The organism is Micromonospora sp. WMMD736 (assembly GCF_049179015.1).
Lineage (GTDB): Bacteria > Actinomycetota > Actinomycetes > Mycobacteriales > Micromonosporaceae > Micromonospora.
Genome location: NZ_JBMHMI010000001.1, coordinates 1913833 through 1930665, shown reverse-complemented (window position 1 = coordinate 1930665; position 16833 = coordinate 1913833). Strand labels below are relative to the sequence as shown.

Here is a 16833-nt window from a genome sequence, read left to right as displayed (position 1 = left end):
GGCTTTTCACCCGACTGGCAACAGCCCGGGCCCGATATATGCTGGGCATGGCATCACTTCTCGGACGCCTGTCCGGCGCCGTGATCTCATCGATCCGACCCAGCAACAGGAGCGTCGGGTTACGACGAGACGGGGGCAAGTTCCGCAGCGCCGAACGAGACGGCGAATCGCTTGCACCAGATGCTCACGCTGCGGAATGCCGCCGGGTCGACTCTGGCAGCCAGCCGGTACACCTGATCGCCGTGGTTGCCTTTGAGCTTGCCCAGTTCCGCGTACCGGCCGTCGTCGAACACCCGCCAGCCGGCGGTGCCGGTGCGAACCCGCTGATCGGACAACCACACCCGCAGGTCGGGGCCGTCGCTGGTGTCCAGCCCGTCGATCTCCAGCTGGTGACTGCCGTCCGGGTTGCGGACCATCCGGACCGTGCCACTGGTGTCGTGCTCGTGTGTGACGAAGGTGCCCTCTGCGAGAACAATCGGCGCGGCCGGGACGTCCGCGGCTGCGGACGCAGACGCGGTTGCGGACGCGGATCGAGACGGCTGCGGGACGGTGGAAAGGGGCTCCGCCACGACCGTGTCGGTAAACAACCGCCACGGCTGGAACCAGTAGAGCGCTCCTGCGGCACCGATGCCGAGCACGGCAACGACGATCCAGGCGACAGGAGCGCGGAGAAGGCGGCGAGTCACGGTTCAAGTCAAGCCGCAGGACCTCATCGTGGCCAGGCGGGGCCGGATTACCGATTGCTTACGGCGCCTGGCCGGCGCTCCGTGCGTCGCGGGCGCAGAACCACGCCGGTATCGACTGGCATCGGTTGGCAAGGCTAGGCTGCGTCCACGCCTTTATCGACGCAGGGAGATGTTGTGTCGCGCCGTACCGGTAGGCCCTCCTATCAACTGTCCGCGCCTGACACGCGCCGACGCCGGATGGCACGTACCGCTGTCGTCGTCGCGACGGTCGGGCTCGCGGCCGCCCTGGTGGGTGGCGCCGCCGGTTATACGGTCGGTCGACCGGGCGGCGTCGACTCTACCGTCGCTGATCTGCGCGAGGCTGAGGCGAAGCGCGACAGTCAGCAGATCGTCGAGCTGACGGCAACGGCCCGGCGCCTCAGTGGGGAGATCTCGCCCATTCTCGCCGCCCTGGGCGCGCAGGCCCCAGCCGGTGGGCAGGCAGGTCCCGAACAGGCCCGCCAGTGGCGACAGACCATGCAACGGGCGACGGACCTCTTCGCCAATCCTCCCTCGGGCACCACCGCGACCAACGTCGCGCGTGGCGGACTGCGCGGCGCGGTGGAGCAGGCGTCCCTGGCGGTCGAGTCGTATCTGCTCGCCGTCACCGGGCCGCCCACCCAACGGGCGGCTCTGACGGATCTGGCGAAACGGCAGGCAGCCCAAGCGGCGGACGCCTGGTCCGTCGCTGCCACCCAGCTCGATCAGCTGAACATCGATGCCGGCGAAGGCCATCAACATGTCTACCTGGAGAGCGGGGGTGCCATCACCCCGGACGGCGCGGAAGAGGGCTCCGGCGGGTAGGGCACCCGCAGGCTGACCGGATCTTCCCGAGCGGGCCGGTGCCGGCACCGCGGAGGGGTGGTCGCCCTCGGCCGGACGGGTGCTACCACCGACGCTGGTGTGCCGTCACTGGTTTTCGGTGTCCGTCCGACGTCGACGTGGTGCGCGGAGGACCGCGGTGCCCAGGAGCCCGCCCAGTGCGTGGCAGAGGCTCACCCCGCCCAGCAGGACGACCACGCCCGCGCCGGCCATCCCGCCGGCCAACGCGGATCCGACGGCGCCGGACGCGCTCTTCAGCCCGGCGCCGACGGTGAAAACCTGGGTGTGCAGCTCGGGCGGTGCCTCACGGTCACGCACCACCAACAGGGAACAGAACATCAGGCCGTTGATCAGGCCGCCGATCGCGAAGGCGGGCAGGTAGACGGCTGGGGTGGTGTGGAACGCGGCGGCTGCGGCGAACGGGACGGCAGTCGCGAGCAGACACACGAGGATGGCGTTCTCGGGCAGCCACGAGCGCAGCGGAAAGTACACGTACAGCAGCGATCCGGCCAGCGCGCCCACCGCGATGAGGGAGAGGATGACGCCGGTCAGCGAGGTGCTGTGGATCCGCTGTGCCATCAGCGCGGCGGTCACCGGCAGTGCCCCAGCGCCCAACTGCCCGAGGCAGCTGCCCAGCGTGACCGAGCCGAGGGCGGGCCGCTTGACGATGACCTTGGCGGCGCCGAGGAAGTCGGCCCCGCGCAGGTGATACGTCTCCGAGTGTTCGCGTCGGGCCAACGGCAGCGACCACAGCAGCAACGAGGCGGCGGCGGCCGAGCCCGCGAGGCAGAACACCGCGATCCGGCTGCCGAACGCACCGGCCAGCAGCGCCGCGGCCGACGGTCCGACGATGCCCGCCAGGCCGTAGAGGGTCGAATCGATGCCGTACGCGCTGCGCAGGCGCCCGGGAACGAGCTCGTTGAGCAGACTGGTGAGCCCGCCGCTGAGCAACGGGCCCACGCAACCGGCAGCCAGCGCGGCGGCAACGGCCACCCATCGGGGAGACGAGCCGGTGGCCACCGCGGTCAGTGCGAGCGCAGTGGCGTACACCAGGAGGGCACCACTGTAGAACGCCTTGCGCCGGAGGGTCGCGTCGGCCACCGCGCCGACCAACGGTGCCGCGACCACGTGCGGGACCATGATCGCGGCGACCAGTAGGCCGCCGAACCCGGCGCTCCCGGTCGTCTCGACGGCGAGCAGGACGAGCCCCACGCGGGCACCCTCGTCGGCCATCCGGGCGAGCGAGGCGAGCACCGAATACCGGATCAGATTCCCCCGCTCGCCACCGGCGTCGCGCTGATGCGCGCTGGCTTCGGTGGACGTCATCTCTCCTTGGGCCACCGTCGCTCCTCCCGCTGCGCCATCTGCGGGGACTTACCCCCAACTGCCGATCCGACGCACGGTCCCACCGCAGCGCGCCGCGGCGGATCGCGCAGGCCGCGTGACATGCGAATCGGCGGTGACCGTCCGAGTGGAGGTCACCGCCGATCGCGCGGTCGAACGGTCAGGCGGCGGAGCAGGCGGTGTCGAATTCCTTGATGGCCGCCTCCAGAGCCTTCTTGCTGGGCTTGGCGTCGGCGGACTTGTTGTACGCGTCGCTCAGGCTCATCATCTCGTCCTGGATCTTCTCCGAGGCGGCGGTGACCGCGTCATTGGCACCGATCGCGTGCGCCAGGATCGCGACCGAGCCCGCGGCCCATTGGGCACTGACCGCGAAGTGACCGGCTGGCGGGCCGATCTTCTCGGCCTTGGCGATCTTGGTGGCGTTGTCGGTGATGTCCTTCTTGATGTCGGCGCAGGCCTTCACCGTGGCCGCGTCGTTGGCCGGGGCGCTGGTCGCGACGGTGGCCGCGCTGCTGGTCGGGGCGGCGCTGGAGGCTGCCGGGGTTGGCGCGGTCGCAGTGCTATCGGATTTGGGCTGCGGATCGCAGCCGGACGCCGCGAGCGCCGCCGCGACGGCCAGGCCCGTCAGGACGAGTCGAACTCGGTTCATCGATGTTTCCCCCATGATCTTCATTTCGGCGCACGCTACCAGCCGCAGTCGATCGGGTGGGACCGGTTATCGGGCCGACGAGGACCGAAACTCCGCGTTGTCCGACGTCGAGTGGGAAGCGCTGGCCGATCCGGCCCGTCAATCGTCGATGGACGTTCGACGGGCACCGGCGGGCCAGAGGATCGTGGTCGGGACGCCATGGCGCCGCGCCCAGGCGACGGTCCGGTCCGTCGACGCCGCGTGCAGGCCAGGTTTGCCGTCCCAGACCGCCACGAGTCGCTGCACCCGTCGGACCAACTCCCGGTTGGCGACCAGGTACGCGTCGGTGTCCGAGCGGTCGAATCCGGTGTGGACGACCGCCACCGCGCGGTCGAGCAGCTCGTCGAAGGCCAGCCGATTCTCCGGCCTGATGACCGCTGCCCGGTAGTCGAGAGCTGGCAGGATCACCTCGTAGGTGCCGCCCAGGTCGAGGATCGTGCGCGCGAAGACCTGGTCCGCGCCGGCGGCCAGGCAGGTCACGCCGTGTACGGGCCGGTCGCTGATCCGGCCCAGCTCGACGCGGAGCGCGGCGGCGACGAGCAGTTCGGTGTCGCGGGTCAGGTTGATGTGCCCGGTCACGCCGACGCGGACCGGGCCGAGGTCAGGCGACATCCGTCGGGCCTGTTCGCTGCGCGGGCACCGGGGGTGCCAGCCGGATCAGCTCGAACCCGCTGTCGGACAGCACATCGGGCAGTGCCCGGATCCCCTCGCGATTCTGCTCCCGCACGTCGGGCGGCAGCTCCTCCCACGGCCGGAGGGCGGGATGTCGCCGCTGGACGTCGTCACGCGGGTCGCCGAACGTCCAGCCATCCCCGCGCCGCTCCCGGCACCAACGCTCGTGCTCCAGGCGGGCGAGTTCCTCGATCCGGTCGTCGATGGCCTGCCCGGCGGCCGAGGCGTCACCGGTGCCACCGTGCCGGGGCGCCACGACGCAACCGAGGTCCAACAGCTTGGCGGCGATGTCCTGGACGTGGGCCCGGTTGGCCCGGCGCAACGACTCGGGTAGTCGTGACCAGTCCACCATCGCCGGGGCGTCGCCGAGTCGTACTCCGGCGCGCTGCTGCGCCTGGACGTACCGTTCGTGGATCAGCCGGGCCAGCCGCTCGGTGAGATCCTCGGCGATCAGTCGGGCGTCGCAGGCGTGGGCGAGCACCGGATAGAGGCGGAGCTTGCCGTGCACCTCGTCGAGCAGGTCGTGCCGCGAGTCGCCGTGGAAGGCCGCGGCGAGCGCCGCCTGTCGGTAGACCGGCACGAACACGGCACTCTCGGCGCCCTGCCACAGGGCGGGCGTGTCCAGCACGAACTGTAGGCCGTTGATCTCGTCCGGCGCGCACACGTAGATGCGGTCGTAGCGGTCGCGGCCGAGACCGACGACGCCGTCGAGATCCAGGTCGTACGCGGTCAACTGACAGACGGCGGCCAGGAACGGGTAACGCGAGGACGCCAGCGCGAGCTCGGTACCGGCATCGGGTGCCACGACGTCCACCCGCAGGGGTGGCACGGCGTGGCCCCCGGGGGTGTCGGCGTGAAAGGCGCGCCAGTGCCGGGCGGTCTCCACCAGGAGAGCCCGGCGGAAGGTGCCGGTGCCCGCGATGAGGACCCTGGTTGGTTGGCCTTTCGCGCTCGGCAGCGGGTGGTGCCGGTGCAGTGCGCGCGCGGCGACGTCGTCGACGTGGAAGTAGTCCAGCCGCAGCCGGCTGGACCCGGCGGCGCCGAGGCGTCGGGCCTGTAGGGACAGACACATCTCCGAGTCGTGGACCAGGACGTAGACCCGCGGTGGTTGCCGTCGGTCCTGGATGAGCCGGTTGGCGGTGTTGGCGATCGCGTGGTTGCGGTCGTCGTCCTCGCTGCAGGCGTAGATGGTGTGGGCTCGGGGCAGGCCGGCGCCGCGCAACACCTCTGGGCTGGTCGGGTCGCCCACCACACCGAGGTATCGGCGTCGCCGGTACTCCAGCGGCCCGAACGGTTCGGAGCGCACCACCACCACACGTTCACCGTCGGCGAAGAGCCGGTCGGCGAGCATGTGGGCGAACTGGGAGTCGCCGCAGACCAGGACGTGACCACGTGCCCGCCGGGCGCGCAGACGGCGACTCTCGGCGGCCAGCAGCAGCCGGCTGGCCTCGGCCACGGCGAGGAGCGTGAACAGCGGGGCGGCGAACCGGGCGATCTGGAGCTGCCACGGGTAGGGGCCGGCGTTCTGGAAGGGTTCGGCGCCGAAGACGAAGAGTTGCAGGTCGTAGTAGAGCACGTCGTACGGATCGTGGGCGACGTCCGGGCGGGCGTCGAGCAGGCGCTCGAAGCCGACATAGCCGAGGACGAGAGCGGCCAGCCCGATCAAGCCGAAAAGGACGCGCAGACTCCAGCCGGTCGGGCGGGACGAGCCGGCGACCCGATCCGTCATGGGCTCATGGTATTTGACGAGGTCGATCGGACTGTCGCTCGACGCGCACGTGGTTGTTCGCCGAGGGTTCCGGTTCGATTACGGAAAGTCGTCGGGTCGGGTGTCGGGCAGTGTGGCGAGCAGTTGCCCGGCCAGCCGCCGCACCGCGCCGTCGTCCTCCTGATGCGCGAGCCGCACGAGCACCTCTCGGGTACGGGTGTCACCGTCGTAGTGACGGGTCAACGCGAGCAGCGCGGTCCTGCGGATCTCCCAGTCGTCGTCGTCGGCGAGCCGCAGCAACAGGTTCCGTACCCCTGTGCGGCCGGCCAGGCTGGCACCCAGCTGTTCCACGGCCCGGCGGCGAACCTCCAGGGCCGGGTCGTCGCGGACCAGCCCGACCAGAAGCACCTGGACCTCCGGGTCGGTGCCGAAGTGCTCGCCGAGCGCGGCGGCGATGCGGGCGCGGATGGCCGGGTCCTGGTCCGACAGGCGGCGCATGAGCCGCAGCGTCACCGCCATCGACGCCGAGCCCTGCTTGGTCAGACAGCGTACGGCCGCATCGAACACGGTCGGATCGGTATCGGACTCGACGCATTCCAGCAGCACGTCGGTCACCAGTTCCGGGCTCCCGTACGCACAGAGGGTCTGCACGGCGGCCAGCCGGATGCCGACGTAGCTGTCTCGGCGGGCCCGCCGGCACAGTGTCTCGATGAGGCCCGGGGCGTCGCCGTGGCGGGTGAGCGCCTGGGCGGCGGCGCACAGTACGTTCGGGTCGGGGTCCCGACTGACCTGCTCGGCAAGGCACTCCCGCACCTCGAGGTCCGGTGGGTCGGCGAGCCGGGCCAGGCTACGGGTGACCCGTAGCCGGACGATCGGGTCCCGCTCCTGGGAGGCGCGGCTGATGAGCAGATCCCGGGTCGCGTGGCCGAACAGCGGTCGGCCGGTGAGCAGGTCGACCGCGGCGAGCCGGACGCTCGCGGTCGGATCGCGTCGAGCGCTCTCCAGCAGCAGTTCCCCGGTGCGGTGGTCGGGGTATGCCTCGGCCAGCGCGCGCACCGCGGCGAGGCGTACCGTCGCGTCCTCGTCGACGTGAGCCGAGCGGGCCACCACGGTCCACCCGGTGTCGTCGGCGCGGTCCCGGTCGATCAGAGCGGTGACCGCGGCGGCCCGTACGGAGGACTCCTCGTCCTGCTCGATCTGGTCGATCAGCCGGGCCCTGCAGCGCCCCTGGGGGTCCGGTACGAGCGCCAACCGCTGTACGGCGACCGCGCGGACCCGGGCGGACGGGTCCGAGCAGGCCAACTTCAGCAACAGCTCGGTGTCCTCCGGGCTGGGTCGCTCCGGCAGCAGCTCGGTGAGCATGCAGCGTCGGACCTCGTCCGGGGAGTCGCCGGTGATCCGCCGCAACGCCGTGGTCCGTGCGGTCTCGGCGTGCTCCGGCAGTGCCAGCAGACGCTTCAGCACGCACTGCACCACACCGGGGTCGGTGTCGGTGGCCAGCAGTCGCTGCATCGTCTCGGGTGCGTCCGGCAGGTCGGCGCAGCGCGTGGTGAGTACTCCCGCGGCGGCCCGCCGCACCGCGACGGCGGTGTCCCCGGTGGCCGTGGCCAACACCTGACGGGCGTCGGCGGAGAGGTCGGACCGGGTGCCGAGGGACTGCACGGCCAGCGCCCGCACCGCGAGGTCGGGAGAGGCGGCGAGGTCGCACAGCACGTCCACGAATTCGGGGCCGGCGCCGAGGTGGGCGACCAGTGCGCGTACGGCCGACTGCCGCACCGCGGTGGAGACCTCGGTCCGCGCCTGGGCGAGCAGGATGTCCCGGCATCGGCCACTGTTGCCGCCGGTGGCCTCGATGCGGCCGGCGGCCTCGGCCAGCCCGGCGACCAGGGTGAGGCGGGCCTGCCGCTCGCGGCCCTGCCCCAGTTCCCGGACGAGCAGGTCCTCCATCTGCTCCTCGGCGGTGGAGAGCACCGCCGCGATCCGGGTGGCGAAGGGGGAGCCGGAACGCCAACTGGTCCGCACCCCACGGCGGCGGTACCAGTGCAGGAAGACCTCCCGGCCGGGCCAACTCGGGCCGAGCGTCCGGATCGAGGACAGCAGCTCCTGCTCAGTGAGATCCACCAGGTTCGGGTCGTCGGCGGAGATGCCGTGCTCGATGAGGCGGACGACCTGACGCAGCACGGCGTCGCCCGCGCCGGCCAGTTCGGCGGGCTGCGGCGCCTCGGCCACGCACTGCGCCGCCAGCACCAGGTTCCACGGCGGCCCGGTCAGGTTCAACGGCGGCCAGGGTGCGGTGGCCTCGGTGGCGAGCAGGGTGACCAGTTCGTTGGCGATCCGGGCGGGCAGCGCGCTGGCGACCAGCCGAAGCACCTCCCGCCACGACGGGTCGGCCCAGTGCTCGCGAAACAGCGAACGCAGATGGTCGAGGCCCCAGGCGGCCGGGTCGCGCTCGCACCTGTCCACGATCTCTTCGGCGCAGAAGAATTCCAGGAACGCGCGGTGCACGAACCCGAACAGTCGCAGGCCGTAACGCTCCAGGATGAAGCTTCGCTGCCGCAATTTGTCGATCATCGAGTAGGCCATGGCGAGCGCCCGCTCATTCTCAAAACCGTAGAACTCGACGAGGTTGTCCCGGAAAATGCGTGCCAATTCGTCGGAATCGATGTAATTCCCGGCGGGGCCGGACTCGCGGAACTGCATCCAGTACGCCAGGTGACGCAGCAGCCGACGCTTCGCCTGTAGGTCGAGCGACGGCACGTCGCCGTGGCTCTCGCGCAGTTGCTTGGTCACGTCCCATTCGGAGATGAGGACGTCGGTCACGTGCGCGTAGAGCCGGCGTCGGTTGCGTGGCAGCGGATGCCCCCGGCCGACGATCGCCATGAGCATCAGCAGCAGGGGGTTACCGGCGATCTCGCGCATCGCTCGGGAACTGCTGACCACGTCGAGGATCTGCCGGCGCTGCCGCTCCGCCTCCGTGGCCGACGTGGGCATCACATAGCGGTACCAGTTGTCGAGGAACCTCGCGATCTGCTCGTCGTCGAGATCCTCCAGGGTGAAGTGGTCGAAGCCCGCATTGGCGAAGGTGTGCCGTTGGTAGCCGGCTGCCCGCGACGTGACCACGGTCAGCACCCCCGGGTATTCGTTGGCGAACGTGGCGATCTGCGCGGCCACCTCTTCGCGCTGCGCCGGGTCGAACACCTCGTCCAGGCCGTCGAACAGGAACAGCGCCTGACCGCCCTGGCGCAGGTACGCCTCCAGCACGTCCTGGTCGACACCGGCCAGCCCCTGCTGGTGGCGGTGGCCGACGTAGTCGAGCAAGCCGTCGCACCGGCCGTCCCCGTGATGGGTGGCGTAGGAGCGCAGCTCGATCAGGACGGGTAGGTACCGGTCCAGCGCACTCAGTCGAGGCTCCACGCAGACCCCGGCCAGCGTCAGCGCCAGGTACCGCGCGGCCGCAGACTTGCCGGAGCCGGGATCGCCCAGCAGCACCATCGTGCGCCGCCCCGGGTCGGACACCACGTCGAACAACGACAGCTCGTCCTTGGCCGCGTACTCCTCCCAGAGCCGCTCCACCTCCTCGGGGTTGACCACCCCGGGCAGCCCGCCGATGTCGCCGCCCGGCGTCGATCCGGCCCACCGCCACCACGCCAGCGGCATCTCCGGCCGCGCGTCCTCGTGGACGCGCGGCTCCACGAAGACGTTGGGGAGCCCGACGGTGAGGTAGCCGATGGTGGGGCGCGGTGAGACCGCGTCCACCGAGACGGCCTGGTAGCGCAGCGACAACTGCTTGTAGTACTGGTTGCGCACGACCGTCGGCAGGTGGGTGTCCGGGTCGGCCGGCTCGCGGGCCGGGGACCTGCCACTGCGTACGTCGGCCAGTGCGGCGGTCACCTTGGCGGTGAGGTCGTCCACGCCGGAGAAGAAGGCGCACAGGTGCCGCTCCTTGAGCTCACGGCGCAACGCGACGATCTGCTGCCAGTCGGCGTCCCGGTCGATCATGTCGACCGGCCAGGGTGTGTCCTCCGCGAGCAGGAAGACCAGGCAGGGCTTCCCCGCCGCGAGCGCCTCCCGGTACTCCAATTCGGTGATGGAGGACTCCTGGCCGGGCGGCCGGAACCCGTACCGCCAGGCGAACAGCCCCACGTAGAGGTCGCACCGGCGCACGTCGGCGAGGCAGCGTTCCAGCGGCGGCCGGATGTCGGCGCCGTACGCCTCCATCGCCACGTCGTCGATCTCCAGTCGGCGAGCTACGGCGTGCACGGCAGCGCGGTATTCCAGCAAGTCCTTTTGGGTGGCCGAAATGTAGACCTTCATGAACGGCAAACTCCAGGGGGTGGCTGGCGACCGCATCATCGAAAATATCAGTCGTTGTCACGTCCGTCCGACCCGCGAACACTCCGAACGCCGGCCGTACATGGGAATCCCGCCGACCCAGTGCCTATGATGGCCATCAACGGAAACGGGTCCGGGCGAGTCGAATCGCGTACTTGAGAAGTTTGTCGGTGCCGGTCGCGAGGAGTGTGCGTCAATCAGCACGAGCCGCGTAGGCGGGACGAGCGCGGTTCGGCGGCAGCGTTGCGGAGGAAGCCATGCTCACGGTCGGTGAGGTGCACACCAGTCTTCTGCAGCACAGCACGGCGTTGGCCCAGGAGCAGAGCGCCGACGTGCTCAGCCTGATCGAGGGCGAGGCCGTGCTGACCTCCCGGCGTCCATCGCTGTACGCGGTGTCACCCGATGTCCGCACCGGCGTCGACTGCTGGCTTCCGAGCGCCAGGAAGCGCCAGTTGCGGGGGGTGGGAGCCGTCCTCACCCGGGCCATCATCACCGGCGGCCGGATCGTGCAGGCCTCCTCGGTCATCCACGTCGTCGCCGGTGAACGTCGCCGACCGTGGTCGCACTACCTGGCCAACCCGGGTGTCCTCGAGACGGTCGGCAAGCTGGACGTCGCCGACCTGAGCGGGGGCTTCCTGCACGGCGACAACGCCGACGTGCTGAACCTGGAGGCGATCACCGGCAGGGTGCTCGACGGTGTGCAGATGTCCGACCTGCTGGACCGGCGCCCGCCCCTGCGCACCGCCCGCACACGGCTGCGCTGGACCGCGCAGACCGACGAGCGTCCGAACCGGGACGTCTCGGCGGTGGTCACCGTGGACTCACCCACCCTGCGTACGGTCGAACTCGTGCTCGCCCCGCAGGACGTGCCGGCGGCCGTGGCGGGGCTCTGCGAAGACCTCGCGTTGCACGACTGGCTGCTGACCATCCTGTCCTCGCTGGTGGAGTCCGCGGTCACCCGATCGGCCTCCGGGCAGGAGCACATCGAGCGGCTGCGTCCGGTGCTGGAGCACCTGCTGCACCTGTGGCTGCCGGGCGCCCGGGTGCACCCGCGACTGCGGCCGATCTGGGACCAGTTGGAGCAGGTACCCGGCTTCAGCCGACAGTGGAACTCGTCGGTCAACTGGATCCGGGACCAGATCAGCGTGAGCAACATGGCTCTGCTTCGCGACCTGGCCGGCCGGCTGGCCGTCGACGAGCCGTGCGGGCGCTGAGCAGGCCTCAGTCGCTGATGAAGACGTAGCTCAGCCGGTCGACCAGCTCACTGGGTAGCTGCAGGCCCTCGCCGCCAGCCCGTTTGGCGACCTGCTGCGCGACCGCCGGGGGCACCGCCACCTGGCCGAGGATGGTCCGTACGGCCAGCTCCACCGGCAGGTACTCGGTGCTCATGAGGGTCAGCGTGCGATACGCGCAGAACGGCGCGGCCGCCGGGTTGAGCTGGACGATCGCCGGCAGTTGGTCCCAGTCCGTCGGCAGCTCGCCGGCGAGTTGGCGCGGTTGCGTCATCGTCTCGCCCCGATGCCGCAGCACGCCGAGTCGGGTCATCTGCCAGACCGAGGCGAGCAGGGCGCAGGCCCACACCCGGGCGTCCGGCTCGTCGGACCAGAGCTCGATGTCGACGAAGATGGAGTGCCGGGGGTCGCCGGACTGCAACGGCGGCGACCACGGACGGGGCAGGGTCATCGCCGGCGCGTCGACGTGGCCGGGGGACCGCTTGCCGTTGGACAGCCAGCCCGACTCGCTCAATGGTGGCCGACTTCCGGTGGTGCCCCGAGGTGGTTCCACCACCAGTGTGTCGACCACCAACCGGGCCAACTCGGCCCCGTCGTGCCGGGCGAAACTGGACTCCCGGGCCACGTAGTCCAAGGTCAGGCCGTGCTCCGCCGCGGCGCTCTGCACCTGCGGAATCACCTCGCGGGGGGTGCCGAAGCGGTGGAAGTAGTCGTCCAACATGAAGCAGGTGCTGATCCGCGGCTCCCGGGATGCGGGCAGCCCACGGCGGGCCAGCGCCGGGATCGCGGCCGACCAGTCCGCGATCCGCTCGAACTTGCGTCTCAGCTCCTCACACCCGTCGCCGAAGTCCTCCGCGTAGAAGTGCCCCAGCTCCACGGACAGATGCGAGTACGCCACGCTCTCTGTACGACGCACCGCAGCTGCCTCCTGGAACCTGACATCCATGCCGATCACGCGGTGTCCCATGCCGTCTCGTCGAAAAGCTTCTCGGTCAGGTCAACGAAGGCGTCCACCGTCTTGACGTTGGCAATTTTGGATTGCACGTCGTGGTCGGAGATCAGCTGCTCCCGCCACTGCAACAGAGGATCCAGCGGCACCACGCCGAGCAGTGTCGTACGTCCGACACCCCGTCGTCGGGCCAGCTCCGACAGCTCCGCGTCGCACTTGCGCAGGAAGGCCTGCTGGGCGAGGCCGAGATGGCCGACTTCGGGGCCACGTGAGTCGATCACCGCCGTCCGGATGAAGCGCAGCGACTCCCGTAGCCTCTCCGGCTCGTGGCCGTACTCCTTGCCCATGGCCACGATCCCGCCCGCCTCGAAGGCCAGGTCCGCCGCCGCGGTGACGTGCTGGGGAGTCCACCGGTGGAAGACCAGCCAGCGTACGGCGACCTTGCGCAGGGTCGAGGTCGCGGTGGCGGCCAGCGCGATCTGACTGGCGTACGACCGGCCGGCGCTGAGGTCGACCAGGGTCAGGTCGAACTCCTCCTCCAACCGGAGGAAGAGTTCGGCGCAGCGCTTGGCGATGTCGTTGGTGAAACCGAACTCGCTGCCGTTGCGTTGCCCCGGCAGGAGCACCAGCGGACCGGAGCCGATGGGCCGCTGACGCAGGCTGGCGCGCTCGGAGGTACCCCACACGTCCAACTGCTCCGGAGACGGGATCTCCCCGCGCAGGTACCGGTGCAGGCCGCCGCCGTTGGGCCCGGCGCCCTCCACACCGTTGACCGCCTGCGGAATCTGGAACGTGATGCCGGCCGTCGGCGAGCCGAAGTCGTAATCCAGGTAGCAGGTGGGGTGACCGGACAACGCGCTGCGGTAGGCGATGTTCGCCGCGGTCACCGACCGGCCGGTGCCGCCCTTGTGCGACGTGACGAAGACCAGCATTCAGATCCCCTCGCTGGCCTTCTGCTGCCCGGTGGCGACGTCGTTGAGCAGCAGCAGAAGCGTGTTCACCAGCGCGGCTGCCGTGCCGGGACGCTCGTCTACCAGCAGCTGCGCCCGGCCGAGACTGGCGCGGATGCTGCGCATGCTGCGCTGCATCGACTCACCGTCGAAGGTGCCGCGCATCAACTCCCGGTCGAACAGGTACTCGGCCTCGTCGATCAGATCCTGTGCGTAGTCGGCCAGCCGGCCGGCCCGTGGGAACGGCCGCTCCCACAGCAGCTGACCGGAGGTGACCAGCGCCTGCGCCACCCGCACGGTCAGATACCAGGAGGGTGCGTTCGGCTTCGGCGCCAGGCCGGGGAAGGCGCCACTGGCATGGTCCCACAGCCCCTGGTGCCGGCCGTCCGGGATGCGCCGCAGCAGCAGGTGATCCCACACCTCGTCGGCCAGCTCGAGTAGTTCACTGCGCTGACGGGCGTTGCTCAGCAGACCGGCGACGGCGGCCGCCCGCTGTAGCAGCACCACGGAGAACTCGTTCACGTTCCACGTCATGATCGGTTTCGACGTGTCGTCGTTCAGGGTCACCTGCTTGCCCGGCGCGTGCACGAACAGCGCCGGCTCGCCGGGTGACGCCCGCCGGGTGATCCGCGCGCGCTGCGCCAGCTCCACCAGTACCGAGGCGATCCGCCCGAGCTCCTCGTCACCGCCGCGCCCGACGGCGAGCAGACCCTTCACGGCGAGCGACGTCGTCTGGAGCGTGTAGTAGTCGGTCCGGTCACCATCGGTCGTCCGCCAGGGAATGTCCTCGATGGGCCACCGTCGTCGGTTGCCGAAGGTCGCCACCGTCGCCCAGTACGTCCGGGTGAGCTCCCAGCGAAGTTGCAGCGCCCGGGACAGCCGCTGCTGCTCCTCGTTGAGCAACCCGAGTAGCCGGGTGCGTTCGGAGTTCAGGTCCTCGATGGCGTCCATGGCGATCACGGTGAAGTAGAGGTAGGGGGCGTTCTCCGCGGAGCCCGCACGCTGTCGGCCGATCGGCTCGGTGGTCGGGACCTCCTCGGTCCCGGAGATGAGCCCCCACGACCAGCCGCACTCGAACAGCATCTCGCTGTTGTCCAGGTCCTCCGTCACCCGACCCGAACCGATGACCACGCTACGCAGGCTCGCCATGGTGTCCCGCAACTGCTCGCGCAGCGCGGCCACCAGCTCGCGGCGCGGTAACTCGTCCTGGTTGACCATGTCGCACAGGCGAATGCCGTACTCGTCGGTGGAGGTGAAGACGAAGGTGCTGAAGCTGCGGAGCAGGCCGACCATCGCCGCGGTGAGGCGCGCGCTCGCCATGGCCTCCAGTTCGTCCAGTTGCGCCAACAGGTCACGCCGTTGGGTGGACCCCCGGTAGACCTTGACGAAACCGATCGTCGCCAACGTGAGCGTGACCGACACCGCGAACGAGTCGACGATGTCCTGGGAACGCTGCTCCTCGGTGAGCTCCGGACCACCCTCCAGGGGGGTGAGGTAACTGCCGCCGCCGAAGATCGGAGTGCCGGCGTCGTCGGTGTACCGCCGGAAATAGTCGATCATCACGCTGACCAGCCGGCGGGGAATCTCGATCGCACCGCCGAGCGGGCCGAGCGCCGCGATCACCTCTTCGTCGGCGCGGTCCGGGTCGTCCAGAGACAGCACGGGGACCTTGGCCGCGGGAAGCAGCAGGGTCAGCAGTTGCTCCGCGTCGCTGATCGAGTTGGTACCACTTCGGCCGCCCCAGTGCCATTCACCGTTCGCCCAGCAACTGCGAACCGTCGCCCGCCAGATGTCGAGGATCTCCTGCCGCGGCTGCATCCGCATGATCCACCGCCGTCTGTTGTAGTCGTCGACTTGAAACCGCTGACATAGCCGTGCCCGCGCGATGATCCACGGTGCCGTACAACGTCATGGTAGCGGGCCAGTCGAGTGGCACTTGAAGGCTTCGATGGCCGCGTGTCGGCAATCCGGCTCATCGGGCGCGGTCGAATGCCGCGTCGCCACGCCGCGCCGACAGCACGAGGTCGGCGCATTCCGCCGGTACGCATGGGCGCTATCCGCGGGTCCGGCCGGTGGCCAGCAGCATGCCCACATATCCGTCCCGCAGCGGCGGCTTGGGCCGTACCTCGTGGACGTCCAGGTCGTCCGCGCCCGCCGCGATGGTGGCCACCACCTCGGCGCGTTGCAGTGCCACCGCCGGGAACCGCCGCCGACCGACGCTGTAGCCGAGTGATCCGAGCATGACCGTGACGGCGAAGGGCGACCTGGGCCGCAGCGCGTCCAGGAAGCGAGCGATCGCGTGCTCGGCCTCGGCCTGGTCGGCCGAGATGGAGCAGGCCACGAAGAACATCGTCCCGGCGTTCCAGGCGTGCCTCGGCAGGGTGAAGACGCTGGCCCGCACCACCCGGCCCACCTGCGCCAGGCGCTCGCGCGGGTCCGCCAGTGCCGCGTACGCCGGGTGTTCCGCGCAGACCTGCCAGTACGGGTCCCAGAGTTCGTCGTAGCTGTCGACCTGCGTGCGCAGCCAGTTCACGTTGGCTGTCGACCATTCGCACAGGTCGACGGCCTTCGCGAACGGCAGAAGCGACAGCGCCGGGTACAGATTTGCCCCCGACCCCACGTCGACGCACTGCGCGTCGGAGAGCTTCGCCTCGGCGAAGAAATCTCGGATGCGGCAGAGGATCTCCCGATCGTCAGGCCGCAGATCGGCGTAGTTGTGCCGGACATATGCCTGCGGGTCGAAGCTGTCCCACTCGACGTCGGAATTGATCTGCCTCGGCGACTGAATCGGCGAGCGTGGCGTCGACTCGCCGGAACCGCCCCCAGTCGCCGGGGTCAACGCCATGGACGGACCTCCATCGGTTCGGCGGATCACATTGGTCGCTGATGCGACGCCCAGCGCACTGCCCATTATGTATCGATGATGGTGGGGGCTTACAAGGGTAGGAACCCCATCGCGCACCGGAGATGTCCCCGACAGTCGCTGTGGCCCCGGGCCGGGGCCTCGCCGCAGGGGTGCGGATAGTCAGCTTCGGTATCACCGGTGCTCTGCGACCTCGGGAGCGAGTTCGTCGAGTTGATCCGTGGACTGGCCCGGAGGCAGGAGGTCGAGCAACAGCACGGTGCGGGAATCGTCGGTAGGGCTCCCTGCTTCGTGCTTGACCGCGTCGTCGAACATGAGGATGCAGCCCTCGTGTCAGCGTCGGTTCTGGTTGCCCATCCTCAGTGCGTAGTCACCGTCGGGTACGACCAGGCCGAGGTGGGCCCGGTACACGGTGGTCACCCGGCCTTCGTGGGGCTTCACCCTGATGCCGTCTCCGCGATCCGCTCCTGTAGTTGACAGGCATGCTACTTTCACCTTCCGCGAAGCGGAGTCTACGGAAGCACCGAGACAACCAGCGCGGCCCCGGA

12 protein-coding genes and 1 pseudogene are annotated in these 16833 nt (G+C 69.9%); 2 read left to right on the top strand and 11 right to left on the bottom strand.

The window, feature by feature from the left end; genetic code table 11:
- Positions 1-119 precede the first annotated feature (119 nt).
- Positions 120-686 carry a DM13 domain-containing protein gene (locus ACN269_RS08215; protein WP_421471861.1) on the bottom strand — a complete coding sequence of 189 codons (567 nt, stop codon included), beginning with the start codon at positions 684-686 and terminating at the stop codon, positions 120-122.
- Positions 687-860: 174 nt separating this feature from the next.
- Here ACN269_RS08215 and ACN269_RS08210 point away from each other — a divergent pair, with 174 nt between their 5' ends.
- Positions 861-1529, top strand: a complete 669-nt coding sequence (locus tag ACN269_RS08210; protein WP_421471860.1) for a hypothetical protein — start codon at positions 861-863, stop codon at positions 1527-1529.
- Between the two features lie 105 nt (positions 1530-1634).
- Here the strand turns inward: ACN269_RS08210 and ACN269_RS08205 are convergent, their stop codons facing one another.
- From ACN269_RS08205 to ACN269_RS08185, 5 genes are all read right to left on the bottom strand, one after another.
- Complete coding sequence (locus ACN269_RS08205; protein WP_421471859.1) at positions 1635-2873, bottom strand: MFS transporter; 1239 nt, start codon at positions 2871-2873, stop codon at positions 1635-1637.
- Between the two features lie 178 nt (positions 2874-3051).
- Complete coding sequence (locus ACN269_RS08200) at positions 3052-3564, bottom strand: hypothetical protein (RefSeq protein WP_421471858.1); 513 nt, start codon at positions 3562-3564, stop codon at positions 3052-3054.
- A 114-nt stretch (positions 3565-3678) separates the two neighbouring features.
- Positions 3679-4191, bottom strand: coding sequence for a hypothetical protein (locus tag ACN269_RS08195; RefSeq protein WP_421471857.1), 513 nt, complete (start codon positions 4189-4191; stop codon positions 3679-3681).
- Positions 4181-5980: a RyR domain-containing protein gene (locus ACN269_RS08190; RefSeq protein ID WP_421471856.1), complete on the bottom strand. Its 1800-nt coding sequence runs from the start codon at positions 5978-5980 to the stop codon at positions 4181-4183. The genes ACN269_RS08195 and ACN269_RS08190 overlap by 11 nt, the downstream gene beginning before the upstream one ends.
- Positions 5981-6058: 78 nt before the next feature.
- On the bottom strand, positions 6059-10273 hold the full coding sequence (locus ACN269_RS08185) for a HEAT repeat domain-containing protein (RefSeq protein WP_421471855.1): 4215 nt from the start codon (positions 10271-10273) through the stop codon (positions 6059-6061).
- 275 nt (positions 10274-10548) lie between these two features.
- Here ACN269_RS08185 and ACN269_RS08180 point away from each other — a divergent pair, with 275 nt between their 5' ends.
- Positions 10549-11505 (top strand): SCO2521 family protein, encoded by a 957-nt coding sequence (locus ACN269_RS08180; RefSeq protein WP_421471854.1) that lies wholly within the window; start codon positions 10549-10551, stop codon positions 11503-11505.
- A 7-nt stretch (positions 11506-11512) separates the two neighbouring features.
- On the opposite strand, the gene ACN269_RS08175 is transcribed toward ACN269_RS08180, so the two are convergent.
- From ACN269_RS08175 to ACN269_RS08155, 5 genes and pseudogenes are all read right to left on the bottom strand, one after another.
- Positions 11513-12469: an SCO2522 family protein gene (locus ACN269_RS08175; protein ID WP_421476226.1), complete on the bottom strand. Its 957-nt coding sequence runs from the start codon at positions 12467-12469 to the stop codon at positions 11513-11515.
- Positions 12470-12474: 5 nt separating this feature from the next.
- Positions 12475-13404: an SCO2523 family variant P-loop protein gene (locus tag ACN269_RS08170; RefSeq protein WP_355047832.1), complete on the bottom strand. Its 930-nt coding sequence runs from the start codon at positions 13402-13404 to the stop codon at positions 12475-12477.
- Entirely contained in the window at positions 13405-15246 is a 1842-nt protein-coding gene (locus ACN269_RS08165) for an SCO2524 family protein (RefSeq protein WP_421471853.1), read from the bottom strand.
- A 229-nt stretch (positions 15247-15475) separates the two neighbouring features.
- Positions 15476-16267, bottom strand: coding sequence for an SCO2525 family SAM-dependent methyltransferase (locus ACN269_RS08160; protein WP_421471852.1), 792 nt, complete (start codon positions 16265-16267; stop codon positions 15476-15478).
- A 192-nt stretch (positions 16268-16459) separates the two neighbouring features.
- A pseudogene (locus ACN269_RS08155) lies at positions 16460-16726 on the bottom strand (aspartyl/asparaginyl beta-hydroxylase domain-containing protein).
- Between the last annotated feature and the right edge of the window lie 107 nt (positions 16727-16833).

What these genes read in the sequence shown, in the direction of transcription:
- ACN269_RS08200 (WP_421471858.1), bottom strand. Translation starts at nt 3,564, where the DNA reads ATGAAGATCATGGGGGAAACATCGATGAACCGAGTTCGACTCGTCCTG.
- ACN269_RS08160 (WP_421471852.1), bottom strand. Translation starts at nt 16,267, where the DNA reads ATGGCGTTGACCCCGGCGACTGGGGGCGGTTCCGGCGAGTCGACGCCA.
- ACN269_RS08165 (WP_421471853.1), bottom strand. Translation starts at nt 15,246, where the DNA reads ATGCGGATGCAGCCGCGGCAGGAGATCCTCGACATCTGGCGGGCGACG.
- ACN269_RS08195 (WP_421471857.1), bottom strand. Translation starts at nt 4,191, where the DNA reads ATGTCGCCTGACCTCGGCCCGGTCCGCGTCGGCGTGACCGGGCACATC.
- ACN269_RS08185 (WP_421471855.1), bottom strand. Translation starts at nt 10,273, where the DNA reads ATGAAGGTCTACATTTCGGCCACCCAAAAGGACTTGCTGGAATACCGC.
- ACN269_RS08180 (WP_421471854.1), top strand. Translation starts at nt 10,549, where the DNA reads ATGCTCACGGTCGGTGAGGTGCACACCAGTCTTCTGCAGCACAGCACG.
- ACN269_RS08170 (WP_355047832.1), bottom strand. Translation starts at nt 13,404, where the DNA reads ATGCTGGTCTTCGTCACGTCGCACAAGGGCGGCACCGGCCGGTCGGTG.
- ACN269_RS08190 (WP_421471856.1), bottom strand. Translation starts at nt 5,980, where the DNA reads ATGACGGATCGGGTCGCCGGCTCGTCCCGCCCGACCGGCTGGAGTCTG.
- ACN269_RS08175 (WP_421476226.1), bottom strand. Translation starts at nt 12,469, where the DNA reads ATGGATGTCAGGTTCCAGGAGGCAGCTGCGGTGCGTCGTACAGAGAGC.
- ACN269_RS08205 (WP_421471859.1), bottom strand. Translation starts at nt 2,873, where the DNA reads ATGACGTCCACCGAAGCCAGCGCGCATCAGCGCGACGCCGGTGGCGAG.